Here is a 26,213-nt window from a genome sequence, read left to right as displayed (position 1 = left end):
TATATACAGAAGAAAATTTCTCATTTTGACTGTCCCATCGTGGATTTTGCAACCGAAACCTTGGTCCGCGCTTCGAGGGTGAAATAAATGACACGAGAGTTGACATGTGGTTCAAACCCGGACTCCATGCCTTTGAGAGACACCTCTTCCCCATCCAAGGCCAGAGGACTGTTCTTGCCATTCAAATGGGTGATCAACAGGTTCAACGCCTTCATGTGCTCGGGGTCACTGGTGTTGGCGAACCCACGAATCACCCACTTGCGTAGCGTACCCCCTGTTTTCTCCTCCTTCTCATGAACCGTTGAAACATAGTTCAGTTTTATCGCGGGGGAAACAGACAAGGCAAGTCGATTCAGTCTCTGGGACCAGGACAATCGATCAGAGGATTCGTACTGATCCCAGCCATGCAATTGTGTCAGTTTAGCCTCTTTCCCATTCATTTCCGTCAACAGTTTAGACCATTGACTGATGTCGGAAAGATAAGTACTGCTATTTTTTGTATTGAAAGATAGAAATATAATATAGCAAATCACCACAGACAAAAGCATCATTGACAACGGAATAACTTTCTCATACTCCTGCAAGATTTTATATGCACCTCCTTGTGGCAATGTGGATTCTTTATCCGCAGATGAGGTATCGTTCTCCTTGTTTTTTTCATCAGGCTGCGACTTCCAAAACTTGATTATGATTGAATTCGGGGACAGGGATCTCTTTTTTCTATTATAAATCGTGCCTTTGTTGATCCTGAAAGCCTGATCGTCGATTTGATTGACCTCCTCGGATGCCCCAAGAATCAGATTGGAAGGATCCGTACCATGCTCATAATTTCGAACACGTTGCACAATCAACTCCAGAATGGCCTCCGTGGTCATGCCTGGCATGCTCTTCTGGGGAAAAGGAAGCGTCTGGGACGTCGCCTGAGGATTTCCAGCCAGGATCTTCTTGTGTGCCGCTTCCAGCAAAGGAAGCACAGACTCTTGATAAAACGTGTCCTTGATCTCCGGAAATTCTTGCCAGTATCCCATCAATTGCATGGAATCCAACGGTCCTGTTCTTCGATCGAACTGCAAATGGCAGAGAATATCGGATAATTCACGTCCAAATGATTTGAATTCGTTGAGCAACTCCGGCTTGGCTTTTTTGTAGGTCTTGTCCGTATCTTCTGCCTGAAGCGCACTTTTAACCCGACTCAAAACATCCAGAACTGTGGCTTCATTGCTGATTGGCAGACCTTGTTTTATAACAGCGAGCAACGAAAGCAGACAAAAAGATACTCTGTCCGCAAAAATGATCTCATTCGTTGGATCCACGTATAAGAAATAACTCTGACTGACCCCTAAAAAAAATACGGCTTCAACCTTTTGTCTCAGCCTCGCCTGTTCTATCAAATGCTCCAGGATCAACAATGGCATCGACAATACCGCATCAACGGCAATCTCGCGCATCGATGGGTTCGGAAGAAGATTGCAAATATGTCGAATATGCATGGCTGCCGCCATGCTCCATTGTCCGCCCTTGCTGGCGTCATCCGTTCGCCTGGGAATGAATGCGGTGCAAAGCAGCACCGGATCCTCTCCCCAACGATAGCCGGCCACTTCCCGGCACTGTTGATAGGTATCCGTCTCCTTTGAGACCGAATCCGACGGCTCGATGAACTCAAACGGCAGATCATCGACCGCAATCACAATGCTTTTGGCTTTCTTTTTGAGCATTCCACCATCAAACTCTTTCCAGAATTTTTCCGCTTGCTCAAAAATGACCTGGTTAGAGCCTTTCTTACCCAGATCATGGACGAAAAAATCCGAAAATTTGGCCTGATCAAGTTTCGCGTCGGTCCAGCCATACCGTGTGTCTTCATTGGAATAGAAATTGTATCGGACGCCCAGGGCATCTGCCTGAATGATGACATGCCGATTCTGAATGTGCTTGGCCGGTTTGGGATCCTCTGAATTCTGATGAGCCTCCAGTCGGCCAAAAAATATGTTTTCGAGTCTCTCAGAGATCATGTCAACAGATCCTTATAATATTTTTGCGCGCCTTCATGTAAAAAAACAACTTAATCTGTGTTTGTGCGCATCATTCGTGACTGCCCAACCGCAAGGCTGGGACACCCCGTACCCGGGCCCATGCAGAGTGTGATTTGTGACCACGCAACGTTCGCTGCGGGAAGATTTCGCAAAATCTCGAGGTTTCCGACGCTGAACACGCCAACATCCACGCGCATCAAACCGTCCGCAACATCCGTCACATCCACGATTTGCGCCTTGATCCCAAAGGTATAGTCTGAACCGATTTCCGGATAAACAAATTTCACTTCGGTCTGACCAGGATCCACAAGCTCGGCTGCATAATTCCCAAGCAGGATACTCTTTTCGGCATCGGAAGCGGGCATGGATGCCTCCTGACGCGATCGGCTCATCAGATAGTCGGCAATCCCAACCCGTGCCCAGTGCAGCTGCAATTGCGCCAGACTGCGCTCGACCTGATGCGCCTCGGCAAGCCAGAAGTGTTCGATCAGATACCCGGTCACCATCATGGACGTCATGACCACCACAGAGGTCAGCACCAGAATCGAACCGTGTTCCCCCTTCCCAAACGCGCTCACGGGGGACGAACCATTTGCTGATGTTGACTGGCGCGCGCCGCATTGCCCAAATCGAAGATGGGCGCGAAGATGGCCAGCATCAATCCGACCACCACCAGGCCCAGGATCGACGTCATGATCGGATTGATGCGGGCCACGAGCTGGTCGAGACGGTTTTCCAACAACTGCTCGAAATAATTGGCGGCGCGATAGGTCAAATCGCTCAATTCTCCGGCTTCGTCGCCGGAACTGATCATCTGCATGACCAGACCTTCAAACACTTGATGCTTTCTGAAGGCTTGGCTCACGGTCACCCCTCTCCGGACATCCAGGATGATGGCGAATATGATGGCCTCGATAAACAGATTGTCCGCGGCCCCGGCTGCATACTCGAGCGCCTCGAGAATCTCCACTTCGTTCTTGATCTGCACCGAGAACGTCTTCAGAAAGCGTGACAGCGACGCTTGCCGATAAAGTCTGCCAAAAACGGGCAAATTCAGTTTGAATTGATCCCACCAGGCGCGTCCTGTGCGTCTGGAAAAAAAAACAAGCATGATTGCGACAACAGCCACAATGGTTATCGACAATTCGACCCCGTGCTGACGGACAAATTGGGCAATATCCAGCACGATCTGGGTTGGTTTTGGCAGCTCGGCATTCAGACTCTTAAAAACTTTTTCAAAATTGGGCAGAATCCAATTGATGATCGAAATCACCAAAAATAAAATTGCGACAAACAGAAAAGCCGGATACGCCATGGCTCTCTCGATCTTGTCACGCATGTTCTCCCGGCGTTCCAGATATTCGGCCATCATGAGCAACGAAAGGTCGAGACGCCCAGAGGCAAGACCAGAACGGATGACATTCACAAACACCGAGTCAAAGAAATGCGGATGCATTCCCATGGCATTGGCCAGGTCATGACCACCACGCACTTGCCTGACCAACTCTTCTGCGGTTGCACGCAAACGGGTGTTGTAGGTCTCCTTGGCCAGGTTCTCCAGCACCTCCACCAGCGGCAGACGACTGCTGAGCATGAAGGCAAATTGACGCGTGAAGACCAACAGCTCATTGAAATTGCTGTTTCTCATATCGACTCCACACTTTCATCCCCACCCAGCACACGCAAGATCTCCTCGAAGGTCGTTTCATCCTTCTCTTGCAACTGCTTGGCAAAAGTCACCATGGGCTTCATGTTGCATGTCTCGATGGCTGCCTGACGAATCGCGGCTTCGTTGCATTGTGGCGCAAGAATCAGTTCTTGAATGGTCGCATTGATGGGCAACAGCTCGAACACCGCGCGCCGTCCACGATAACCGGTTGAACGGCAGTGCGAACACCCCTCACCCCATACCGCTCCGGCACGCGGAATTTTCAATCCGATCGCTCTCAGCCGATCATCATATTTCTCATATTTCTTCAGCTTTTCGTGCATTTCATCTGCTGATAGTTTTTTCTTGCACTGCGGACAGATCAAGCGGACCAAACGTTGGGCGACCACCAGATTCAACGCGCTGGCCACCAGATAGGCAGGAATGCCGATGTTGAGCAGACGTACCACCACGCCAACGGCATCATTGGTGTGGATGGTGGAAAAAACCAGATGACCGGTCAACGATGCCTGCAAGGCCATGGCGGCGGTCTCCGAGTCACGGACCTCACCCACCATGATCACATCCGGATCCTGACGCAAAATGGCCCGCAACCCCTCGGCAAAGGTCAGGTTGATTTTGGGATTGACCCGCATCTGATGGGCGCCGGCGATCCGGTATTCCACCGGATCCTCGATGGTCATGATGTTCCGCTCTTCACGGTCGATGGCACTCAGCAGGGTGAACAGCGTGGTGGATTTGCCGCTACCCGTGGGGCCACTGACCAGAATCAACCCATGCGGCTCCTGAACATGCTTTTTCAACAGCAAAAGCTCAGCGCCCGACAAACCCAGATCATTCATCTCCTGGACCGCGGACTCGCGACGCAGGATGCGCATGACCATCTTTTCGCCATGGATGGTCGGGTAGGTGGCGGTACGGATATCGAACTTCTGATACAAATAATTCACCTCGATACTGCCATCCTGGGGTCTTCTTTTTTCAACCACATCCATGCGCGCCAGAATCTTGATGTGGGCGATCAATTCCGGATGGAGCGCCCTGGGAATGCGATCCATCTCGCGCATGAGACCATCCACGCGCATGCGAATCTGCATGTCGCTGTCGGTTGGATCCAGATGGATATCCGAAGCGCGTTCCCGGATGGCCTGGGCGAGAAAGTACTTCACTTTCCTTTCCGCATCGAAGGCGTGCTTGCCGCCCGTCTTGAAATCCTCTTTCGGATCGATATGGATGGCGCCAGGCGTGTGTTTTCTGGTTGGGGTGTTGGTGGCAAGCATGGACAGCAGCTCTCGCAGCAGTGCGGGACGGATCAAACCGCCCTTGAGCAACCGACGTCCACTCTTGCGACGCAACCAGGAACGCAATCTGGGATCCCACGGATCCTCGGCGATGAATCGCAGCGGCAGTTCCTGGGGATGGTTCCCCGGTTTGAGGGTATTGAGCGCATCAACCCGATCGGCGGGCACATTCAGATCCGACAGGATCAAGATTCGCGCGAATTTGCTCCCCTCGGTGGTAAGCCAATCGGGTTGGGAAATTTCGCTCATCAGATCGTTGATGAGATCCTCTTTTTGATCTTCATGATCGACAAGATAATGATCGAATAAAAAAACCTGCTTCAATTGATCAAAAAGTGGTCCCAATTTCTCTCGAAACGGCTCCTCTTCATGGAGCAGGACCGACCACAAGGATTTGCGTCCATTCTGCATCCATGCATGACACTGACTCAGATCCAGCAACTCGCGCAGGGATGGATCGGATGACAGAATTTCAGTAAGGGTGGTCATGGCTCACCAGATCATCCAAAGAGCACTCACGGCACGGGCCAAACGACACGAAATCCAACGAACGGGTATCCTTGCAATGGATCAAGAGTCTGACTGACCCCATTCTTGCAATCTGCCGTCGGGGAAAAATAACTTCCTCCCTTGATCACTCCGGCAGGAACAGGCTTGTCGTCGCCGGTCTCCAGGCACCATTCAAACACATTGCCACACAAATCCTCGACGCCATGCGCGGAACGACCAGCCGGCCAGCTCCCCACCGGAAGGGGCCCACTGGAGCGCTCTTCCGCCAAGGCGTGCGAAGGGGGAATTTTGCCCTTTTCAAGGTCGGCTCCCCACGGAAAAAGGCGTTTCTCGTTGCCGTTCATGGCCACGTATTCCCATTGAGTGACCGTGGGCAGATCCCCACCCACCCATTTGGCAAAGGCCCTGGCCTGGGCGAACGTCACATCGGTGACCGGCAGATCGCGCGCGACATAATCCGGCTCATCCTGAAACTCCGGATGTGGCGGCACCACGCAACACTGCACGGCGAGCCAATACTGGATACGGGTCACCGGAAAACGCGACATGGCGAACTTAGGCACATGCATGACCAGAAACTCCGATGGCAACCATTCAAGACCCCTACATTTGGCAGGATCCAGGGACAAAGCCCTTGGGATTTTTTCGTTAATCCTTTCGCGCACTCTTCACGATAAAACAAAAAAACAAACTTTTAGAGCCTCTGCCTCCAAACCTCCGCCGGGGGCCTTGCGCTCCTCGGACCCCTGTAACTTGACATGATGGGGGGAGAACCCCCTCACCCCCCGTACCATGGACCTCCCTTCGGGAGTTCCATGGTACGGGGGGTCCTGAACAGGTACCGCCGATGAAAGGATAGGCAATTCAGAACGATCCGGCAGGAATCTGAATCCGCATGCGATCCCCAAACAGGGATTGGGCAAAGGCCATCTCCACATCCACCCAAGGCATGGGATGGCTTTGCTCCATGGCTGCCAAAACCGCATCGACCTCACTTGCCTGAGAGAAACCTCTTTGCTCCGGCTCCGGATCGAGCATCTGCAACAACAGGTTGTTGAAGGGTTTCGGCATGACCCCGAGAAAAGCATGCGGGGGATTGCGATCCATGAAATCCTTATGTATTGTAATAAAACCTTGTACATCTTCATCGCATGACAGACCACTTCGATATAAAAATTTTTTTATTTTCTTGATTTCATGGATGACTGCTCTGCCGCCAAACAACTCGTATCCGATCATGCCGAGCGAATAGATGTCGCACCGAAAGTCCAATCGGTCCGCCGTGCAAACGATCTGTTCCGGAGCCGCATAGGTTGGTGTGAAGTGCGTCATCTGCTTCTTGTCCACATACGATCTGAACCACACCATGTTGGTAAGATCGATCAACTTAGGCTTAAGGACCGGAGAATTTTCCCGTTGCTCCAGAAAAACATTCTCCGGCTTCAAATCCAGATGCACAAAACCGATCGTATGCAGGCCGGCGACACCACGAACGATCTCTCGGAACAAGCGCCACCGTTCTGACAAGGTTTCCAGGATCTGACTTTCATGGTTCGTGATCCAGGAAGCAAGCGATTCTCCCTGAAGCCAGTCCATGACCAGTCCCATCCCTTTCTTGCCCACATAAAGATCATGAATCTGACACAGATACTCCTTGTTGGATACTTCCCGAATCGTTCTGATTTCATCCACGAGCGACGCCAGAAATTCTTTCGGCGACATTTGATCATCCACAGGTTTGATGATCTTAATGGCGCACATCAGCGACAGTTGTTTGTAACAGGCGAGCCAGACTTCACCGAACCCCCCTTTTCCCAAGACATGCGCGAACACATAGTCGTCATCCGAGGTTTTCTCTTTCTGTAAGTCGCTCTCTTTTCTGGCCCGCTTCAAGCCCTCATCCTCATTTTTACCCGTTTTTTCCCCCTGACCCGCATCCCGGGTCTCCTCATCCGCGCCGCGGACTAAGGATGCCGGTTGATTGGCCGGCCCGCGCCCTTCTTTCGAGCTGCTCATACCCGTCACTCCCCGCTCTCGTACCGTCAACCCTGATCCGTCGTGGCCACCGACCCATCCGCGTTACACCATTTGCCGGGCAGCAGGGCATTCGTGGTATCGACAAATTTGGTCCGATAAACATTGTTGTCCCAGGTCGGCAGTTTGGATGCCTCATTGGAGTACAGGATCTCACGTTGCTCATTGTATAAGGAGACCGCCCTGATGCACATGTGTACTGCGAACGGCTGCTCGATGACATCCAAAGATATTTCATATTTGAAACGTGCATCCGTGGGAATCGTCAGTGTCGGAATGATGCTGGTCAACTGATCTGCGGCAGCGCCACCGGGCACGAGATTGCCCTTTTTCCCGGAACCTGGAGCAATGAGCGCCTCGATATCCTCGGCAGGCACATTCGGACGCTGCTCCACGAAGATCTTGACCGCCTTGCTGATACGCCCGGCCATTTCCACCGCCTCGTTGCTCTCCGCCTCGTAGATGTAACCCACCATCGACGGAATCGCCACCGAAGCGAGAATTCCGATGATGGTCACGGCGATCATCAATTCAAACAGTGTCCAACCACCTTCCCTGCTGACATGCGCATATGGACGATTCATCGGCCTCTCCTGATGGAAGTGCAACAAGCTGCGTGATGAGACAGATCGAATACCGGAACGCTATCTGCCATAAATTTTCTGACAAACCTTGTCATCATGCGCGCAATGCCGGATCAAGACGCGGGAACCGAACGGTCCGCTCCCGTACTTGTATTCCAGGCGCACATAGTGACCAATCTCCGGGACATACCACCACCGCTCCAGGCTGGTCCAGGCACTGGTCAGACTCTCCGTGGTCCAGGTCAAAACCAGGGCATCGTCGAATTTTCCCGCAGGGACCGTGATCTGCTCACGCGCATCCAGGCGCACCTGGACCTTCTGGCGTATCATCTGTTCCCCGGCCCGGTACTCCTGATGAAACGAGAAGGCGGTTCCAGGCTTGGATTGCAGCAGATCACGCAGCGATTCCAAGGGTTGACCGGTGCGATAGACCATCCTCCGTTCCATGTCACCCAAATTGGAGGATTCGCGCAACAATCCGCGTCTCCGCACCCACTGGTCCGATTTGCCGATCAGGGAAAAGGTCGTCAAATCGCCGACAACCTCGTTGACACGCAACTGGTAGCCGTCGTCATAAATCCACAAGTCACCCTGACACCATTTCGGTTGCGCGCACGATTCCGAAACCGTGCAGACCGGAGCCGGCTCTTCGGAAGGGTGAAGCGGTCCAAATATGTACGGTTTGCATCCGCCCATTCCGAGCGTGATCATCATGACGAGCATCGACAGACGTTGCATTGTTATCTTCATCGTTTCCTCATCGGAACTCCGAGCCGAACAGCCCAAGCAGGCTTTGGTGCTTCACCCCTTCCGGGTACCAGTTTCCGCGCACATCACCCTTGATCTTTTGCACGACATAGATCCCTGGCACCATGGATATCTCCTTGAGTTGGACCAACCGTGGAACAGCCCTGACACCCATCCCATTCTCATCGGTGAACACTTGATAATCGAAATAGCGCCGAGAATCTTGTTGATTGCCAACATCCACACCGATCTCCTTGAGCAGAGGTGAAATATCCCCGCTCAGATCACGATTGTTCTCCCTCTTTTTCTCTTCCAGTTTTGAATACAACGTTTTTGAAACGTTTTCCGCCCCTTCCCTCTCCCGCCTCTGGGTCAAACCATGCAAAATCGGATCGACGATGATCCACAGGACCATGCCGACCATGCTCGCGCGTGCGATGTATGACAGCGTTCCGTCCCACATGCCCCTCACTCCTCCTCGCGGAAAGTGGTGGTGGGTTTCGATAGCAGTTGCGACTCCTGGCGAAGCTCCAGGCGCTTCTTTTTCAGCTCGTCGTTTCTGCCCCCCACATAATCGCGCGTGACGTCATGGTTGCCGGGCAACAGTTGACCGGGACTGACGATGCGCGGTGTGATCAGGAACACGGTTTCAAGCTTTCGATCATCCGATTTCTTGTACTTGAACATATGGCCAAGAAGCGGCAGATCTCCGAGCAAAGGTATGGCGTTGGTGATCTCCTCGCGCCGATTGTTGAACAGCCCGCCCAGCACGAAGGTGGCCATCTCGGGGACAAGAACCGTGGTATTGATCTCCTGTTCATTGGTGCTGATGGTATCCCCGGTCTGACCGGTGGGAATGCTGTTGCGGGCATTCAAAACCAGGCGCACCATATTTTTGTCTTCCTCCTTACCCGATACGTTCTTGCTCGGATCTGGACGGACGACTGCCGGCGTGATCAGCAGTTGCACGCCGGTGTTGACCACATGCAACGAAGAGTTGATCTTCTCGGTGTTGGTGACCACGAAGTGGTAATTGTTGGCGTTGGTGATGCGCGCCTGATTGTTGTTCAGGGTAATCACGCGCGGCGCGGCGATGGTTTCGAGTTGATTGGCGTTCTCCATGGCCTGCAACGTCGCGTCCAGTAGCGAACGGGTTCCCTGATAGAGGAATCCGGCGGTGCTGACCTCCTTCGGGAACGGACTGCCCAACAGGGAAAAACTGCCGCTGTTGGTGGCGGTGGACGAGAGCTTGCTGGCCGGTCCAACGATGCCAGTGGGCAATATTTGCGAGTTGCCGCCGAGATACCCGACCCCGCCCCAGCGAATGCCAAGCTCTCGTGAGAGCTGATCCTCCCCCTGCACGATGATCACCTCGACCTCGACCAGATCCGGAGACTTGTCGAGGAACAACACCATGGCACTGATCTCATCGAGCTGCTTGGACGTGCCGCGGATGATCAACTGGTTGTTGAGCACATCCGGCATGACCGTCGTAATGGTGACGTGTCGCCTGGTCGGATCGATCCCGCCAATCTTCCCCTCCATTAACTCCTTGACCTCTTTTTGTTCCTTCTTTTCGACCTCCTTCTCCTCCTCGCGGGTGACCACCCGCACGTCTTCTCCGGAAAAAAGATGCTTGAGCGTGTCGATGATGCCAGGGGTTTGATACCGTTTGCCCTGAAAGGTGATGTCCGACGGACCGACCGAGACGTGCCGCAAGGGGATGATGCGGGTTTCGATCCGTCCCCGGAACTCTTTGTCCTCCTCGATGCGCATTTTCAGATCGTTGTCCGCTTGGGCGCGCAGGCTCTCGGCATGGATGCCCTCGTCGATCGATTTCAACAACGCGCGAACCTCGCTCACCTTGCCGGGATCGCCGCTCAGGACAATCCCCTTGCCCTTGATCTCCAACTTGACTCCACGCACGCTCAGAAGTTTGTCGCGGGCGCCACGCGCCGCTCCATCGTGCAGATTGTTCGCTTCGCCAAACAGAAAACGGGCATCCGCATGCCGGGGATAGAACACATCCTTGACGAACAACTTGTTGTCTTTTCGCGAGAATGTGATCGTCTTCGCCTCTTTGGAATATATGTGATCGAGGCTGTAGTCCGCGCAAAGCTCCTTGAACGTTTCCCTGGGCGAATGGCGGATGTACTGCTGGGTCGAAGGGATCTCGTCCTCGATTTTGCCATTCACGACCACCATGATCTTCATGGGTTGAAAAATGAGTTTCAACAACGCGACCACGGGAAGCGGCTTGTAGAAATCCCACGACCCGATGGTTTCGCGCTTGTCCTGGTCCCAAGGGATCTCATCCGCGAAGAGTGGTGAAGTCACGAACAGGCAGCCGAGGATCAAGGCAAACAAGAGGTTCTGGATTCCTCTGCCTGTTTTGCCTTTTGTGCTTACCCTCTGATTTTTGATATGCGTCGCCACGGTCTGCTTCCTCATAGATTAAAACCGAAAATAGAACCTTTAGATTTTATGAAGCCATTGATTTAAAAGCGCAACCGTTTGATCATTCATTTTTGCGATGCGACATTTTATAATACATATAAAATATTTGATACAGAATACACAATTATAAACATATTGACAAGGAAAATGAATTATGAAAAATTAGATTTCCGTGTATCACTGATTATCAAAATTGTTTATTGACACTTCCATCAAAACGACGTTCCAATGACAGCAAAGGATACACCAAGAACCTATTCTGTCTATTTATACCATTCATTATGCAGCATTTTCTGAAGTGGATTCCAAGATTGATAATTTCAGTTAGAATACATCATAATAATAATTATGGCTTCACCCTGATCGAAATCCTGATCGTGATCGTGATTCTGGGGATCCTGGTCAACCTCGCATCGGTTTCGCTGCGTGAACACGCGGTCTCGGTCGCGGCAGAAGAGGCCAAACCCTATCTCATGGCCATCTCCGCCAAGGAGCAGATCCAGCTGCGGCGCACCCGAACCCTGATCAATTCCGACAACGAACAGACCCTCCAGGACGGCTTGGGGGTCGATCTCTCCCTGGCCGGGAACTTCTGCTTCATGGTCCGTCTGCCTGCCGACGGTCTCATCACCACCACCACCGATACGATCCAATATGAGGTGTGGGCCGTCCTGCGCGATACCAACTACTCGGGCGGACAATCGGCCCAGGATCAGGTCGCAGTGCATGCCTTGGGCGGCGTCACCTGCACCACCGCCACCGATAAATCCACCGCCACCGGGTGGGTCTCTGCCGATCCGAACACCATCGGCGGCGAAGGCCGGGTGGTGGTCCTGCGTTACCCGCCACCCGTCAATGGTCTGGAAACCGCCCCACGCTCCGGTCGGGAGATCCAGCTCGACTGGCTCAACGGCATCAGCCTCTCCGATACCCTGCTGTGAACGCCTCGACGCCACATTCCAAACCCGCCCATCAGGGATTCACCCTGATCGAGATTCTGCTGGTGGTGATCATGATCGGACTGTTGATGATCGGCATGGTCGGCATCTGGGATCTGCTCGCACGCGAATTCCTCGCCCTCCAGTTGCGCCAGAAAGCCATCTTCGCCCTGCATGGCCAGATGGAACGAATCGCGGCCCTCAATCGCCATCAGGTAAACTTCACCACCTGGAAAACCAGTGGCTACCCTGCCACCCACCTCGACCCGCAAGCGGATCACCAGATTTTGCAGACCGTGCCCAACAACCTGATCGTCTATTCAACCACCGCGCTGGATCAGCCGGGCAAAATACTCCTGCATCAACCCGCGGGTTTGGATCCGACCGCCCGCAACGTGATTCTGCTGGATCCCGAACGACGCATCACCGGCGAGCTGAGCTGGACTGAAGAGCCCTTGACCACGCAACCCTGTTACACGGGGGATGCGGGTGGTGGCTGGTGTCGCAAGCTCACCCTTTATCTCGATTATCCCTACCTCTTTCCAGAGAGCGACTCCCAGACCTCGCAACCCTGGGGGGGACCGATCTCCACCCTGACCCTTCGCACCATCGTGGGGCGCCGATGACGACGTGGCATCGACTCAAAAGCGATTCGAATCCGCTTCCGGAGGCAGACCGACACCCCGGCTGGCCGAACCGCGCGCGCACCTTCGGCACGCGTCAAGACCAACGGCATCAGGCCGGGTTCACGCTGCTGGAACTGATGATCAGCAGCGCGCTCTCGCTGATCATCGGCCTGGTGCTCTGGCAGTTGTTGGGCATGATCCTGAACATCGCCCAGGAGTCCGGCAATCTCATGGCGCTCAATCAGGAGAGCCGCAACCTCTTTCAACTGCTCAGCGAGGGTGGAATCGCCTCGGACGACACCCGCATACCCGGCTATTGGGGACGCTCGGTCGATCCGGCCAGCGACAACGCCTTGCGGGTGACCGACTATCGGCTGCACCTGGGGCTCGAGGCGGGGCCAAACCTCGCATCCGGCGAATGGCACCCCCTCGATATCCCGTGTCAGAGCGCGGGGAACCCCCTGACCGCCTGCACCGCCGCGCTGGAAACGATCCGCGTCACCGGCTACGTGGCCGGGCTCACCACCGACAACAGTCGGACCGTGAACAACAAAACCACCGAGATCCAATTCAATCTCGTGGTTCCGGGCGCCCTGCCGATCCTTGCGACCACCGTCCCGCGCTGGAGCTATCAAACCGGGTTCTGGACCACCCTGTCTCTGGGCGTGGATCCGTAATGGCAGAGGCCCCTTTCAGAGACTGTCAAGCGCGCCTCTGATTTTCATACCCTGGAACTCCCGCCAGGGAGTTCCAAGTCCGGGTTTAGGGCGTTCTCTCCCCATACCACCCCACCACGCACCGCCGACCCGACCAGACGATCGTTGATGCACGAATCACAAATTTTTGTGGCTTTCCCGCCTCCGGTCACGATAAACTTAAACGATCCGGTCAATCCAAATCCCAAACCGTCTCACCCAACCAAGGAATCCGCCATGACCTGCCGTGTCGATGAAATCCTCAACGACTCCCGTGACCTGATCCGGGATACCCTGCTCCGCTTCGCCGAGGATCTGACCACCGATTTCAATCTCGATCCGGCCCGGAGCCAGAACCTCCTCGACAGCGAGGCCGCCAAGACCCTGCGCGGCGCCATGGAGACCTTCGCGGTCTGGTATGTGGGCAAGAAAGGGTGATCCATCACACCCACCAGGGTTCCATACGACACCATGCATGACTTTGAGAATACACCCCTGCTCGACAACGGACTCAAGCTGCGTCTGCTGCATGACGAGGTTGGCGGGCAGGTTCGGGATATCGTCGAGAAATTCCTCGAAATTCTGCCTGAACGGCTGCGTCTGCTGGCCCACTCCCACGCCATGGGGGACACGGTTCACTTCTACATCGAGGCCCACCGGCTCAAGGGGGCCGCAGCCACCCTGGGCGCCGAACGGATGGCCGCCTTGTGCGCCCATCTGGAAGAGCGCGGCAAGGCCGGGATCCTCCCGGAACCCGCCCTGTTGCACACCCTGGACGATCTCTCCGTCCAGGTCCGGGAGATCATGACCCGCACGATCGCGCTCTATGCGGGCGATCCCCCCGTGTTTCTCCCCTGACGATCCCCACCAGACCAAAAAATCCACACCACCACGCGGATTAGAATGAAACGGGGCGCAAAATCGATTACCATGCCTCATTCTTCGACCACTCTTCCCGTGAAATCCCCGTCAAGGAGACGCGCCATGTCCCCATCTCACGGAACATTGCCTGCCCGGATCCGTTTCTTTCGGACTTTTCTGACCCTCTCCACGCTGTGCGGCCTGCTCACGCTCGTCACGCCCGACCTGACCGCTCAGCCCCTCCTGACGGCTCCCGCCATTCCAGTCGATGCCAAGGCCGAGGCGCTGCTGGCCACCGGCAAGCAGCAGCTCGAGGCGGGCAACGCCAACGAGGCGCTTTCGCACCTGCGACAGGCCGCCTCTCTGGCCGCCCGCGCCAAAGATGCCAAAAACGCCGGTCAGGCCAACGAAATCATCTCGCAGCTGGTCAACGCCATGCCCGCCTGGGTGGATGAGGCGTTGGAGAAGGCCGGAAGCATCCCCAAGGAGAAGGCCGGCGCCGCCAAGGCGTGGGCCAAGAGCCGCGAAAACGCACAGTCGCTTGCCGAAAAGGGGGATCTCCCCCAGGCGGTGCGCATGGCCAGACAGGCGTTGGATCTGGCGCGCGAGAATCTGGGGACCAGGCACTCGGCCACCTTCATGAGCGAACGGGAGCTGGGAACCCTGTTGGCCCTGGCCGGCAAGCCCGGCGAGGCCGAACCGCTGCTGCGCCAGGCCGCGACCCACGCCCGCGAGGCCCTGGGAGCCGAACACCCGGAGAGTCTCGCCTGCGACAGGGCGTTGGCGGATCTGCTCGAAAGCCAGGGCAAATCCGCAGACGCCCTCAAGATCCATCAGGCCGCGCGCGCCGCCTGGAAGGCCCGGATTGGCCTCGACCACCCGCTGGCCATCGACACGGAGCTGGCCATGGCCGGGGCGCTCCGGGAGCAGGGACGGCATGAGGAGGCCGCTGTCCTGTTGCGGGAGAGCTGTCCCCGGTCGATGGCCCTGCACGGCTATCACCATCCGGAGACCGCCCGCTGCCTGGAGGGGTTCGCGCGGGTCAACCTGGCCCGTGAGGCCTTCGCCGATGGGCGCGAGGCTCTCGAACAGGCGCTGGAAATCCTGGAGGGGGTGATGGCCGGAGATGATCCGACCCTGCCACCGGTACGGATCGCCGCCGCCGAGGCCAACCGTCGGATGGGGGATCTCAAGCGGGCCGACGAGCTGTTGAAACCGGTTCTTCCCAAGGAGCCGATCCAGGTGAACGATCCCCTGGCCATCGAGGCGCTGTCCGCCCGGCTGCATCTGCTGGCCGACCAGGGGGAGCTGCCCGTCGCCGAAACCCTGGCGCGCAAACTGGTCAAGCAGTTCGCAACCGAGCTGGGCCACGACCATCCCGCCACCCTCTCCATGAACGTGGAGCTGGCCGCGATCCTCGAGAAAATGGGCCGTTATCCGGAGGCGGAGATCGGACTGAAAAAGACCCTGGAGCGGATGACCACAACCCTGGGAGAGGATCATCCCACCACCCTGACCACCCTGAACAATCTGGGTCAACTGCTCGAGGAGGCCGGACTCTACGACGACGCCGAACCCCTGCTGCGTCAGGCGCTGGAGAAGACCCAGAGCAAATTGGGTCCGGATCGTCCCCTCACCCTGACCACCATGAACAATCTCGCCTTGCTGCACGAGAGCCAGGGCAACTTCGACAAGGCCGAACCTCTCTATCTCAATGCCCTCGACGCCTACCGCAAACGGTTCGGCGAGCGGCATGTCGATACCCAGGCCGTGGTGAACAATCTGGCCTATCTGCATCTGCTGAAACGCGATTACGCCAAGGCCAAACCGCTGTTCGACTCGGTGCTCGACACCTGGAACGCCACGCTGGGCGAACAGCATCCACGCACCCTCAAGGCGCTCAACAACTCCGCGCGGGTGCTGCACCAGCTGGGCGAACACGCCGAGGCGCACAAACGGTTCACCCGCGCCCTCGAACTGCGCAAGAAGGGACTCGGCGAACGTCATCCGGATGTGATCCGCTCGATGAACGATCTGGCCCGTCTGCTGCTCGACATGGGCCGCGCCAAAGAGGCCGAGGAGCTGGCCCGTCAGGCCCGCGCCCTGGCCGAGCAGGCCCTGGGACCGCTGCACCCTTACGTGTTCGAGACCATCGAAACCCTGGCGCGAATTCTGGAAAAGGGCAAGCATCCGGATGCCTTCAAGCTGCGCAAGGAGCTGTTCACCCGCCGTTCCGACTTCCTGGACCGCATGCTCTGGGCCACCTCCGACAACGCCCGCGAGGGGTATATCCGTCTCTACGCCCCGGAACTCAACACCCATCTGTCCCTGCTGGCCGGCATGGATCCGGCCATCGCCGGACGCGAAGCCCTCGAAGTCGGTCTGCGGCGCAAGGGTCAGCTGCTCAAGACCACCTCGGAGATCCGCCAGATCGTCCGGCTGGGCAACAACCCCAAGCTCAAGGCGACCAGCGACAAGCTCACCGAAACCCGCAAACAGCTCGCCTCCCTCACCCTCTCCGGACCCACCCCGGAGACCGCCGGCACCCATCTCAAGGTGATCCACGGCCTGGAAACCGAGGTGGAACGGTTGCAACTGGAACTCGGCCAGGCCAGCAAGCGGTTCCAGAAAGGGGTGGTGCCGGTGACCATCGACGATCTGATCAAACATCTGCCGGAAAAATCGGCCCTGGCCGAATTCTTCTTCTACAAGGACGAGGATCGCTCCGGTCTGCTGGCCGCCATCCTGCGCAAGGAGCAGGGCAGACCGCTCTTCGATCTGGTGGTCTACCCGGATCCCGAGGCGATTCAAAAACTGATCATCGACTACCGAGCCGCCATCCAGGACGAAGATGGGGACGAAGAGTCGGTCAAGAAGGTCGGACGTCAGGCCCACGATCGCATCTGGGCGCCGATCCGCCAGCGAATCGGCAAGCGCGAACTGGTCCATGTGGTCCCGGATGGTCTGCTCAACATCCTGCCGTTTCCAGCCATGGTGGATGCGGAGGGCGATTATCTGGCGCGCGGCACGGATCTGCATCTGCTCTCCTCGAGCCGCGATCTGGTGCCTGTCAACCTGCCCGAAGCCAAGGGGAACTATCTGATCCTGGCCGGACCCGACTACGACGCGGACACCCTGGGTGGCGCCGCGCACGCCAAGGCCGCCCTCGAGGATGGAAGCGGCAAACGCTCCAGCGACATGAAACAAAACCTGCGCGCCCTGGCCTCGGGCATGCGTGGCCTGCGCTTCGACACCCTGCCAGGCGCCGAGAAGGAGGGGCGCCTGATCGCGGCGCTGGCCACGGAGAAGAAAAAGAGCAACGACTTCCTGGTCAGACGCGAAGCCCAGGAGGCCACCCTCCTCACCTTGCAGCACGCCCCGGAGATTCTGCACATCGCCACCCACGGCTTCTTCCTGAAACCGGACGAGAATCTGCGCAAGCGACTCCTGAAACTGGTCCGAGGCGGCGAACAACACCTGCCCCCGCCAGGGGACAACCCGCTGCTGCGCGCCGGACTCGCCTTCGCGGGCATCAACGCCAACGCCAAGTTCCTGGGAGAGATGGATACCGACAACGACGGCGTGCTCACCGCGCTCGAGGTGCTCAACCTCGACCTGACCGGCACCCGACTGGCGGTGCTCTCCGCCTGCGAAACCGGACTGGGCGAGCTGCACGAGGGCGAAGGGGTGTATGGTCTGCGCCGCGCCTTCCAGGAGGCGGGAGTCAAATCGGTCATCTCCTCGCTCTGGGAGGTCAACGACGCCGGCACCCAGGCGCTCATGACCAGCCTCTACGCCCGACTCGGCGAGGGGATGAACGCCCACCGCGCCCTGCGGGAGTCGCAACTGGACCTGCTCGAATCCAGCGAATGGCGCCATCCCTACATCTGGGCCGCCTTCATGATGATCGGCGAATGAACGGATGTGCTATGACATCACCCTGAAGGATCTGTTCCAGGCCTGCCGCCAACCCTCTTGATGCCAGGGCCGACGCCCTGGAGAAGCTGGCGATGCTCTCCGGTTTGCGACACCTGGAGTCCCTGATCAAGGAGGCGGCGTTTTTCAGCGATCCCCCGCGCGACCTGAAAGGCGCCCTCTCCGCACCCTCCCTGCCCCTGCCTTCGGGCATCCCGGCCAACATGACTCATGCCATGGCCCGTCTTTTGCTACAACCCCATTTCAACTGGCGATTCACGACGCGCGCACCAGGCTGGTCGCGCCCATGCGCCACGATCCCACGCATCATACCAGAAACGGAACCCTCTCGCCCATTCACCGTGAGCTGCCGTCACCATGACCCCAACTCTCGAACCCCTCGTTGCCCGCGCCATCGAACTCGGGCTGCAATCCTCCCTGGCCACGCCTCGCGCCGCCGCGCTTCTGGCCAGCAAGAGCCACTCCCCGGAAGCCGACGCGATCATCCAGGAGTCGCAACGACTGACCATCGACTACAAGGCCTGTCTCAAGGAGATCGAGGCCGCCGCGCCGCACCAGTACACCGCGTTGCGCAATCAGATCGTCGATCAGGTGCGCAAGGCGATGAAAAAGCAGCCCGGCATGCGCAAATGGCGCTGTCCGGTGTGCAATTTCCTGTTCGATGAACGGATCGGGTTGCCGAGGATGAAAATTCCGGCCTCGACCAGTTTTCAGGATCTGCCGGATGGGTGGGAGTGTCCGGAGTGCGACGGAAGCAAGGAACGGTTCGTGCTCGACCGGGATTGATCGCATTCACGGTCACGCCTTGGCACTCTTGGAAACGGAGGGTGGGAAAGGGGATCCCCTCCCCTCCCCTTTCGTGACGACTGGACGCACCGATCCGGGCCCATCGGAGACCACTGACGCCGGTTCCGTGTCGCGTGGCCAGGTTCGACTGGCCGACGCGACACCCACGGCGTCTGGAGCGCCGCGCGCACGACGCGCCCGCACCGACTGAAACCGACGCGCACGCACCAATGCGCCCGCACCGACTGAAACCGACGCGCACGCACCAATGCGCCCGCACCGACTGAAACCGACGCGATCAGGCGACCTGACGGCTTTCGTGCAACACGACGGTCAGGTCATGCTCCAGATCCCGACGCGCCTCGTGGGCATCGGCGGGAAGCTCGGCCAGAACCTTGCGCAACAGCTCGATCCCCTCCTGGCTGCGTCCCTGTCGATGCAACGCCAATCCCAGCCCCTTGCTGGCGTAGGGGTCGCCGGGTTGCAGACCCAACGCCCGACGATTGGCCGCTTCGCACTCCGGCAGGTTGTTGAGCATGAAGTGGGCGAACCCCAGATATCGCCACCCCTCCAGGTGATCGGCTTCGAGTTCCAAAGCCCGATCCAGGGTCATGGCGCCCACCTGATAGGCCCCCTGTCGCACGAATCCCATCCCGACTTCGAGCAGTTCCGGAACCTGGGTGGACTCCATGAGCCGCTTGCGGGTTCGGGTCAACCGCAAACTGTAGGAACAGTAGGCGTTTCCGGCGTGCAGTCGTCCTTCGACGGTCAGGCGGGTGTTGGGGCACCCTCCCAGGCACTGATCGCCGTACTGGCAGATCCGGCAGTTGCCTTCCAGGTGATGTTTGGCCACATGACGATTCCACTTGAACGCCTGGTCGTCGCGCCAAATTTCCGCCAACGGTCGTTGCAGGATGTTGCCCTCGATGAAATGACGGTCGCGAATCGAGGTACACCCCAGGATATCCCCGTTGTGCAGGATCCCCAGACTGCGACGTCCGGCATTGCAGCCATCCCAGATCGGAAAGGCTTCGGTGCGGTAAACGATGCGCCGGGTTTCCAGCTCCTTGAGATGGTAGTACCCCACGCAATCGGCGGGAAACACCCGGATCCCCCCTTCCAGGGTGGTGTCGTGACAAAAATCGATAACCTCATCCACGCTTTCCGGATCCAGCATCAACTCGGGGGCGGACTGGAAGTTGCCCATCGGCAGACCGATCTGCAACTGCCAGCTTTCCAGATCCAGTTCGGTGAGCAGTCTCTTGAGACCGGGCAGATCGGCCCGGTTGGCCCGGCTGACCGTGGTGATGACGCCGGCGCGTTGTCCTTTTTCCTTCATCAGCCGCAGCCCTTCCACCACCTTCCGGAACGATCCCGGCTGGCGCATGTGGTCGTGATAGGCTTCCAGGCCGTCCAGACTCACCGCCAACACCCCGACCCCGCTTTCGATGGCCTTGTCGATCATGGCCGGGGTCAGATACCAACCGTTGGTGATGATGTTGGGTACCACGCCCGCTTTCCGCAATCTCTGGGCGATCTGCCACCAATCCTTGCGCATCAGCGGTTCGCCCCCGGACAGGGTGATCCAGCGCATGCCGAGTTGACCGATGTCGTCGGCCAGTTTGAGCGCCTGCTCGGTGGTGAGTTCATCGGGCAATGGGGATTCGCATCCGGAACCGCAATGCCGGCAACGCATATTGCAGCCCATGGTGATTTCCCACACGCCGGTAATGGGATGCTCCTCGAAAGAGTTGGCCATGCATGACTCCTGGCTGGGGGTTGACTACGGTGATGGTGGGCTTCGGGTTGGGGTGCGATGGAGACTTTGGGATTGACTCAGCCGTGCGTTCGACCGGACCGCGCACGTCACGGCTGAGGATTCCTCTCAAGCCGGTCAACTGGCCTGCTTGTCCTTATCACCGAGCGGCACGGCATACAACATGGTGCAATGGCCGAGCTGACTGGCCTCACCCCAGGGGGTGCCGTACTTGACCGTGCACTGTTGATGGCTTTGCATCATGGTGGGCGTGCCGGGATTGGCGACTTTCTCGAGGCTCACCTCCATCGGGACCGGGTAGCCGTACTTCAAGAGCGGCGGATAGCCGTATTTCAGGAGCGGCGGGTAGTGGGTCCCATCCATCGGATAGGCGTAGAGCGGACGGACCTGGGCATCGGTCGTCGGGACCGGGTAACCATAGGCCGGCATCGGATCCATCACCGTGGTGTGGGTGAGAGGCGGCAGGAACTGCCCCTTGCCGATGCTCTCCTCGAGGTCGGCGGAGAGTTGAATGGCCGGCTCGACGAACACCTTGACCTTGCGGACATCCATCGGGGCACTGGGCTGCCAGGGGCGGATCAGTTTGAATTCCAACATGCCGTCACCGATCTTGAGACCGATGAACGTGAAGGTTTCGACGAGCATCGCGCCGGGCAGGGGCAGACCCACCGGAGCGGAGCTCACATCCATCAACCCCACGCAGGCCGGCATCGAGGTCAACACCCAGGAGTAACCGGTTCCGCTCGTGCAAAGCAGCTTCATTTCGCCGGAGCCACCCACATGCGTGTGCATCGGCAACTGAATTTCATTTCCCATGTCGATCCCCTATTGTTGAGCAAGTGTGTTGAAGTGACAAACCTTATTCGTTTCGGATCGGTAGAGCATCCGCCGTGGAATCTTTGGGAGGGTTGGTTGTTCGCCCGGCTTTCCTGAGGATGGATCACCTTTCCGCGTCCGGTCGGATGCGTAACCCGATAACAACCGGTGATGTCGTTTTTTTGTTGATAGTAGCTAATTTATCGGCAAACCCCACGAAAGATCCACTTTTATGGATGCTTGCACAGCGAAATCGATTCGTCAAGTTAATATATCCTTTTAAATATTTTTTCTCCGCACCCTTCATGGCCACGTCAGACCGGCGCATCCTGGTTGTTTGTCCTGGTCCACAGCGTGTAGACCGCGCAGAATCGAGCCGAGGAACAGGTGATTCCCGGCAATGGCAACACATACAGTAATATTCTTGATGTTGTCAATCGTGACACACCACGACCGCGCCGGAGAACCGCGTGATTCCACGCTCCGCATCGAACACAAAGATTCGGACAACGCTCCACGGATCGGCTCCGCTGGCGCCTGTCGGATTGACCCTTACAACATCATGGGATTGAACGGGAAGTTGAAACCGCGTAGCAAAAGGGGGGAGCGCGCCGGGAGGAGTCCGGCCAGACCGATGAGGCGCACGCCCGTGGATCGGTTGGGCCGATCCGGCCTGGCGAAGCGATCGATCCGAATAACACGACGACTTTCACACCCGACCCGGCCAGGGGGACCAGCCTGGCCGCGGCCCGAAAAAAACAACCATCACCCATCCCGCGCGGATTCGCCGGCCCGTCGTCTCCGCACCTCATACAGGGCGATTCCGGCGGCGGTCGCGACGTTGAGCGACCCCACCCCGCCGACCATCGGAATCGCCACCACCGTATCGCAGTGCTCGCGGGTCAGGCGTCGCAACCCCCGCCCCTCGCCGCCCAGCACCAGCGCCACCGCTCCGTGCCAGCTCTCGCCAGCCAGCATCGTCCCGGCATCCCCATCCAGGCCGATCACCCGCACGCCATACGCCTTGAGTTCGCGCATGGCGCGCGCCAAATTGGTGACACGGATCACATCGACCCGCTCGGCGGCGCCTGCCGAAGCCTTGACCGCCACCCCGGACAGTGGCGCGCTGCGATCACGGGGCAGAATCACCGCCTCGACCCCGAACGCCTCGGCGGAGCGGATGATCGCGCCCAGGTTGCGCGGATCCTCGATGCCATCGAGCAGCAGAAGCACCGGATCCACCACCCCGTCCAGGCGGGCCAGGAGGTCATCCCAGGTGGGTTGCACCCGCGCCCCGACCCGCAGCGCCACTCCCTGATGGGTGGCCCCGCCGGCGAGACGATCCACCACGACCCGTTCGACGAATTTGGGACGGATCCCCCGTTCGGAGGCCAGACGTTCCACCTCGCGCATGCGGTTGCCGTGGGGTCCGGTGACGATCCACAGCGACTCCACCGGGCGGGCGGGATCCGACAGCACCGCCAGAACCGGATTGAAGCCGAACAGCACCTCGGCGTCGGGGGTCACGCTTCGCGTCTCCAGGTGGTCTGCCCGCGTGCATCCTCCAGGATGATGCCGGCCTCGGCCAACTCGGCGCGGATCCGGTCCGCGGCCTGGAAGTCGCGGTTGCGACGCGCCTCGGCGCGGGCGGCGATGCGCGCCTCGACCTCGGCATCGCTCAATCCTCCGGCGGTATCGGACTCCTCGGCCAGACTCTTGAAATACAGCTCCGGATCCTCGCCGCACACCCCCAGAATGGCGCCCAATCCGAGCAGCAGCGCGGTCTGTTGACGCAGACGGGCCGGATCGACGCCGCCATCCATCTCGGCGACCGAGCGGTTGACCGCCTTGGCCAGATCATAGAGCACGGCGAGCGCGCGCGGGGTGTTGAGATCGTCGTCCATGGCTTCGCGGAAGCGCGACGCGTGGTCGTCGTCCCCCGTCTCGCCCTCCCAGGCGATCGGGGCTGCCTCGGGCAGGCCACCCAGCGCCGCCTTGGCCCCGCGCAGGGCGACATAGAGCCGGTCGAGTCCGGCACGGGCCGCGTCGAGCAGCTCCAGGGAGAAATCCAGAGGAGCCCGGTAGTGGCTGCCGAGCAGGAACAGCCGGATCGCCTCGCCGCGCCAGGCGGTCAGAAGATCGCGGATGGTGCGGAAGTTGTCGAGACTCTTGGACATCTTCTCGCGGTTGCCCTGATCGTCCACCACGTTGACGAAGCCGTTGTGCAGCCAGCAGGTCACCCACGGCTTGCCGGTCGCCCCCTCGGTCTGGGCGATCTCGTTTTCGTGATGGGGAAAGATCAGATCCCGCCCGCCGCCGTGCAGATCGAACGACTCCCCCAGATACTTCACACCCATGGCCGAACACTCGATGTGCCAGCCGGGTCGCCCGTCCCCCCAGGGGGAAGGCCAGTGGGGTTCGCCGGGTTTGGCCCCCTTCCAGAGCACGAAATCCAGCGGATTGGCCTTGCGACCATCCACCTCGACCCGCGCGCCGGACTCCAGATCCTCCAGATGCTTGCCGGAGAGCCTTCCATAGGCCGGGAAGCGGTCCACGGCATAAAAGACATCCCCGCCGCTCTCATAGGCCAACCCCTTGTCGATCAGGGTCTGGATCATGGCGCGCATCTCGGGCAGATGCTCGGTGGCCTTGGGCTCGATATCCGCCGGATTCACCCCGAGGGCCGCCATGTCCTCGTGGAAGGCGGCGATGAAACGGGTGGTCAGGGCATCGATGGCAATCCCCTCCTCGATGGCACGGCGGATGATCTTGTCGTCGATGTCGGTGAAATTGCACACATGGGTCACCTTCAACCCCGAAGCGCGCAGATGGCGCACCAGCACGTCGAACGACACCATCACCCGGGCATGGCCGATGTGACAGTAATCATAGGCGGTGATGCCGCACACATAAATGCCCACCTGACCGGCCACGCGCGGGGTGAAGGGTTCCTTTTTGCGACCCAGGGAGTTGTAGAGGGAAAGCGCCATGATGAACACTGCCTTGTTGACGTTGCACTGCAATAGATGATATTTTTTGCTGGTTATTTGGTCAGAATTCGCTGTATCAACCCAACTGGAAGAAATCCCATGTCTCTTTTATCGCAACGCATCCAGAACGTAAAGCCCTCTCCCACCCTGATGATCACGGCCAAGGCCAAGGCGCTCCAGGCGCAAGGCAAGGATGTGCTCGGTCTCGGCTCCGGCGAACCGGATTTCGACACCCCGTCGCACATCAAAAAAGCCGCGATCCGCGCCCTGCGCGAAGGGTTCACCAAGTATACCGCCGTCGAGGGGATCGACGAGCTGATCCAGGCCATCATCGGTCGCTACGCCAAGGACCACAACATGACCGTCACCCCGGACCAGGTGGTGGTCACCGTGGGGGGCAAGCAGGCCTTCTACAACCTGATCCAGGCGACGATCGATCCGGGTGACGAGGTGATCATCCCCGCCCCCTACTGGGTCTCCTACCCGGATATGGTGCTTTTGGCCGATGGCGTGCCGGTGTGCGTGGCCACCCAAGAGGAGAACGGCTTCAAGCTCACCGCCGAGGAGCTGGAGGCGGCCATTACCCCGAAAAGCCGTTTCCTGGTGATCAACTCCCCCTCCAACCCGACCGGCTCGGCCTACACCGCCGAGGAACTGCTGGCCATCGGCGCCGTGCTCGAGCGTCATCCGCATGTCTGGGTGATCACCGACGACATCTACGAAAAGATCGTCTACAAGCCGTTCAAGTTCGTCACCATCACCGGGGTCATGCCATCGCTGCAAAACCGCACGGTGATCCTGAGCGGCGTCTCCAAGGCCTACTCCATGACCGGCTGGCGCATCGGGTACGCGGTCGGACCCAAGGAGGTGATCAAGGCGATGATCAAGATGCAGTCGCAAAGCACCTCGAACGCTACCTCCATCGCCCAGAAGGGCGCCGCCGCCGCCCTGGCCGGCCCGCAAAAGTGCATCAAGCCCATGGTCAAGGCGTTCCGCGAACGGCGCGATTTCGTCGTGGCCGCCCTGAACGCCATGCCCGGCATCACCTGCCGCACCCCGGAGGGGGCCTTCTACGTCTATCCGAACGTGGCCGGCCTGATGGGCAAGAGCACCGCCGACGGCAAGGTGATCAACGACACCCTGGAGTTCTCGGCCTATCTGCTCGAAGCGGTCGGCGTGGCCGTGGTGCCCGGCTCGGCCTTCGGGTTGGACCCCTACTTCCGCATCTCCTTCGCGACCTCGATGCAGGATCTGGAACAGGCCATGATCCGCATCCGCAAGGTGGCCGAAGAGCTGACCCGTCCGCAAGCCTGACCGGGCGGCTCAAACCCGTGAATGCAAAAAGCCGGATGCTCCCGCATCCGGCTTTTTTGGTCACCCCCTCCACCCGCCGACTGTGATGCACCGGAATCCCCCACCGGATGAACAGCGTCTTTCAGGCCGGGGCCACCAGCCC

The 26,213-nt window shown here is 58.3% G+C and carries 22 protein-coding genes; 8 read left to right on the top strand and 14 right to left on the bottom strand.

The window, feature by feature from the left end; all coding sequences use genetic code 11:
* Positions 1–20: 20 nt before the first annotated feature.
* The 10 genes from ACOY6C_RS16525 to ACOY6C_RS16480 all read right to left on the bottom strand — a co-directional run bounded on the left by ACOY6C_RS16525 (position 21) and on the right by ACOY6C_RS16480 (position 11,242).
* A complete protein-coding gene (locus ACOY6C_RS16525) occupies positions 21–2,009 on the bottom strand; it encodes a hypothetical protein (RefSeq protein WP_420906622.1) in 1,989 nt (662 codons plus the stop codon).
* Positions 2,010–2,059: 50 nt separating this feature from the next.
* Positions 2,060–2,608, bottom strand: a complete 549-nt coding sequence (locus ACOY6C_RS16520) for a hypothetical protein (protein ID WP_420906621.1) — start codon at positions 2,606–2,608, stop codon at positions 2,060–2,062.
* Positions 2,605–3,678 (bottom strand): type II secretion system F family protein, encoded by a 1,074-nt coding sequence (locus ACOY6C_RS16515; protein WP_420906620.1) that lies wholly within the window; start codon positions 3,676–3,678, stop codon positions 2,605–2,607. Before ACOY6C_RS16515 ends, ACOY6C_RS16520 begins: the two co-directional genes overlap by 4 nt.
* Positions 3,675–5,489: a GspE/PulE family protein gene (locus ACOY6C_RS16510; protein ID WP_420906619.1), complete on the bottom strand. Its 1,815-nt coding sequence runs from the start codon at positions 5,487–5,489 to the stop codon at positions 3,675–3,677. Before ACOY6C_RS16510 ends, ACOY6C_RS16515 begins: the two co-directional genes overlap by 4 nt.
* A gap of 26 nt (positions 5,490–5,515) precedes the next feature.
* Entirely contained in the window at positions 5,516–6,079 is a 564-nt protein-coding gene (locus ACOY6C_RS16505; RefSeq protein WP_420906618.1) for a formylglycine-generating enzyme family protein, read from the bottom strand.
* A 295-nt stretch (positions 6,080–6,374) separates the two neighbouring features.
* Positions 6,375–7,526, bottom strand: a complete 1,152-nt coding sequence (locus tag ACOY6C_RS16500) for a serine/threonine-protein kinase (RefSeq protein WP_420906617.1) — start codon at positions 7,524–7,526, stop codon at positions 6,375–6,377.
* Between the two features lie 26 nt (positions 7,527–7,552).
* Complete coding sequence (locus ACOY6C_RS16495; protein ID WP_420906616.1) at positions 7,553–8,128, bottom strand: pilin; 576 nt, start codon at positions 8,126–8,128, stop codon at positions 7,553–7,555.
* Positions 8,129–8,188: 60 nt separating this feature from the next.
* Positions 8,189–8,713 carry a hypothetical protein gene (locus tag ACOY6C_RS16490; protein ID WP_420906615.1) on the bottom strand — a complete coding sequence of 175 codons (525 nt, stop codon included), beginning with the start codon at positions 8,711–8,713 and terminating at the stop codon, positions 8,189–8,191.
* A gap of 172 nt (positions 8,714–8,885) precedes the next feature.
* Positions 8,886–9,338 carry a hypothetical protein gene (locus ACOY6C_RS16485; RefSeq protein WP_420906614.1) on the bottom strand — a complete coding sequence of 151 codons (453 nt, stop codon included), beginning with the start codon at positions 9,336–9,338 and terminating at the stop codon, positions 8,886–8,888.
* Between the two features lie 5 nt (positions 9,339–9,343).
* Positions 9,344–11,242, bottom strand: a complete 1,899-nt coding sequence (locus ACOY6C_RS16480) for a hypothetical protein (protein ID WP_420906613.1) — start codon at positions 11,240–11,242, stop codon at positions 9,344–9,346.
* 371 nt (positions 11,243–11,613) lie between these two features.
* Between ACOY6C_RS16480 and ACOY6C_RS16475 the strand changes: the two genes are divergently transcribed.
* From ACOY6C_RS16475 to ACOY6C_RS16445, 7 genes are all read left to right on the top strand, one after another.
* Complete coding sequence (locus ACOY6C_RS16475) at positions 11,614–12,273, top strand: prepilin-type N-terminal cleavage/methylation domain-containing protein (RefSeq protein ID WP_420906612.1); 660 nt, start codon at positions 11,614–11,616, stop codon at positions 12,271–12,273.
* On the top strand, positions 12,270–12,896 hold the full coding sequence (locus ACOY6C_RS16470; protein WP_420906611.1) for a type IV pilus modification PilV family protein: 627 nt from the start codon (positions 12,270–12,272) through the stop codon (positions 12,894–12,896). The genes ACOY6C_RS16475 and ACOY6C_RS16470 overlap by 4 nt, the downstream gene beginning before the upstream one ends.
* Complete coding sequence (locus ACOY6C_RS16465) at positions 12,893–13,573, top strand: PulJ/GspJ family protein (RefSeq protein WP_420906610.1); 681 nt, start codon at positions 12,893–12,895, stop codon at positions 13,571–13,573. The genes ACOY6C_RS16470 and ACOY6C_RS16465 overlap by 4 nt, the downstream gene beginning before the upstream one ends.
* 255 nt (positions 13,574–13,828) lie before the next feature.
* The gene (locus ACOY6C_RS16460) at positions 13,829–14,029 is read left to right on the top strand and encodes a hypothetical protein (protein WP_420906609.1); all 201 of its coding nucleotides are present in this window, start codon (positions 13,829–13,831) and stop codon (positions 14,027–14,029) included.
* Positions 14,030–14,062: 33 nt separating this feature from the next.
* Positions 14,063–14,449 carry an Hpt domain-containing protein gene (locus ACOY6C_RS16455; protein WP_420906608.1) on the top strand — a complete coding sequence of 129 codons (387 nt, stop codon included), beginning with the start codon at positions 14,063–14,065 and terminating at the stop codon, positions 14,447–14,449.
* Positions 14,450–14,575: 126 nt separating this feature from the next.
* Complete coding sequence (locus ACOY6C_RS16450; RefSeq protein ID WP_420906607.1) at positions 14,576–18,370, top strand: CHAT domain-containing tetratricopeptide repeat protein; 3,795 nt, start codon at positions 14,576–14,578, stop codon at positions 18,368–18,370.
* Between the two features lie 375 nt (positions 18,371–18,745).
* Positions 18,746–19,174: a rubredoxin gene (locus ACOY6C_RS16445; protein WP_420906606.1), complete on the top strand. Its 429-nt coding sequence runs from the start codon at positions 18,746–18,748 to the stop codon at positions 19,172–19,174.
* A gap of 298 nt (positions 19,175–19,472) precedes the next feature.
* Here ACOY6C_RS16445 and ACOY6C_RS16440 read toward each other — a convergent pair whose 3' ends face one another.
* The 4 genes from ACOY6C_RS16440 to cysS form a co-directional block, all read right to left on the bottom strand.
* The gene (locus ACOY6C_RS16440) at positions 19,473–20,933 is read right to left on the bottom strand and encodes a radical SAM protein (RefSeq protein WP_420906605.1); all 1,461 of its coding nucleotides are present in this window, start codon (positions 20,931–20,933) and stop codon (positions 19,473–19,475) included.
* A 135-nt stretch (positions 20,934–21,068) separates the two neighbouring features.
* Complete coding sequence (locus ACOY6C_RS16435) at positions 21,069–21,767, bottom strand: protease inhibitor I42 family protein (RefSeq protein WP_420906604.1); 699 nt, start codon at positions 21,765–21,767, stop codon at positions 21,069–21,071.
* A gap of 765 nt (positions 21,768–22,532) precedes the next feature.
* Positions 22,533–23,294: a 23S rRNA (guanosine(2251)-2'-O)-methyltransferase RlmB gene (gene rlmB / locus ACOY6C_RS16430; RefSeq protein WP_420906603.1), complete on the bottom strand. Its 762-nt coding sequence runs from the start codon at positions 23,292–23,294 to the stop codon at positions 22,533–22,535.
* Entirely contained in the window at positions 23,291–24,757 is a 1,467-nt protein-coding gene (gene cysS, locus ACOY6C_RS16425) for a cysteine--tRNA ligase (protein ID WP_420906602.1), read from the bottom strand. The genes rlmB and cysS overlap by 4 nt, the downstream gene beginning before the upstream one ends.
* Positions 24,758–24,856: 99 nt before the next feature.
* Between cysS and ACOY6C_RS16420 the strand changes: the two genes are divergently transcribed.
* Positions 24,857–26,071, top strand: a complete 1,215-nt coding sequence (locus ACOY6C_RS16420) for a pyridoxal phosphate-dependent aminotransferase (RefSeq protein WP_420906601.1) — start codon at positions 24,857–24,859, stop codon at positions 26,069–26,071.
* Positions 26,072–26,213 lie beyond the last annotated feature (142 nt).

Source organism: Candidatus Magnetaquiglobus chichijimensis (assembly GCF_045865675.1).
GTDB classification, from domain to species: Bacteria; Pseudomonadota; Magnetococcia; order Magnetococcales; family Magnetaquicoccaceae; genus Magnetaquiglobus; species Magnetaquiglobus chichijimensis.
Note: the sequence above shows the minus strand (reverse complement) of the source record. Positions and strands in the feature narration are given on the sequence as shown.

Excerpts from the sequence above, each read along its gene's own strand:
- ACOY6C_RS16525 (WP_420906622.1), bottom strand. The coding sequence starts at position 2,009 with ATGATCTCTGAGAGACTCGAAAACATATTTTTTGGCCGACTGGAGGCT.
- ACOY6C_RS16515 (WP_420906620.1), bottom strand. The coding sequence starts at position 3,678 with ATGAGAAACAGCAATTTCAATGAGCTGTTGGTCTTCACGCGTCAATTT.
- ACOY6C_RS16510 (WP_420906619.1), bottom strand. The coding sequence starts at position 5,489 with ATGACCACCCTTACTGAAATTCTGTCATCCGATCCATCCCTGCGCGAG.
- ACOY6C_RS16505 (WP_420906618.1), bottom strand. The coding sequence starts at position 6,079 with ATGCATGTGCCTAAGTTCGCCATGTCGCGTTTTCCGGTGACCCGTATC.
- ACOY6C_RS16500 (WP_420906617.1), bottom strand. The coding sequence starts at position 7,526 with ATGAGCAGCTCGAAAGAAGGGCGCGGGCCGGCCAATCAACCGGCATCC.
- ACOY6C_RS16495 (WP_420906616.1), bottom strand. The coding sequence starts at position 8,128 with ATGAATCGTCCATATGCGCATGTCAGCAGGGAAGGTGGTTGGACACTG.
- ACOY6C_RS16485 (WP_420906614.1), bottom strand. The coding sequence starts at position 9,338 with ATGTGGGACGGAACGCTGTCATACATCGCACGCGCGAGCATGGTCGGC.
- ACOY6C_RS16475 (WP_420906612.1), top strand. The coding sequence starts at position 11,614 with ATGCAGCATTTTCTGAAGTGGATTCCAAGATTGATAATTTCAGTTAGA.
- ACOY6C_RS16465 (WP_420906610.1), top strand. The coding sequence starts at position 12,893 with ATGACGACGTGGCATCGACTCAAAAGCGATTCGAATCCGCTTCCGGAG.
- ACOY6C_RS16460 (WP_420906609.1), top strand. The coding sequence starts at position 13,829 with ATGACCTGCCGTGTCGATGAAATCCTCAACGACTCCCGTGACCTGATC.
- ACOY6C_RS16455 (WP_420906608.1), top strand. The coding sequence starts at position 14,063 with ATGCATGACTTTGAGAATACACCCCTGCTCGACAACGGACTCAAGCTG.
- ACOY6C_RS16450 (WP_420906607.1), top strand. The coding sequence starts at position 14,576 with ATGTCCCCATCTCACGGAACATTGCCTGCCCGGATCCGTTTCTTTCGG.
- ACOY6C_RS16445 (WP_420906606.1), top strand. The coding sequence starts at position 18,746 with ATGACCCCAACTCTCGAACCCCTCGTTGCCCGCGCCATCGAACTCGGG.
- ACOY6C_RS16440 (WP_420906605.1), bottom strand. The coding sequence starts at position 20,933 with ATGGCCAACTCTTTCGAGGAGCATCCCATTACCGGCGTGTGGGAAATC.
- ACOY6C_RS16435 (WP_420906604.1), bottom strand. The coding sequence starts at position 21,767 with ATGGGAAATGAAATTCAGTTGCCGATGCACACGCATGTGGGTGGCTCC.
- cysS (WP_420906602.1), bottom strand. The coding sequence starts at position 24,757 with ATGGCGCTTTCCCTCTACAACTCCCTGGGTCGCAAAAAGGAACCCTTC.
- ACOY6C_RS16420 (WP_420906601.1), top strand. The coding sequence starts at position 24,857 with ATGTCTCTTTTATCGCAACGCATCCAGAACGTAAAGCCCTCTCCCACC.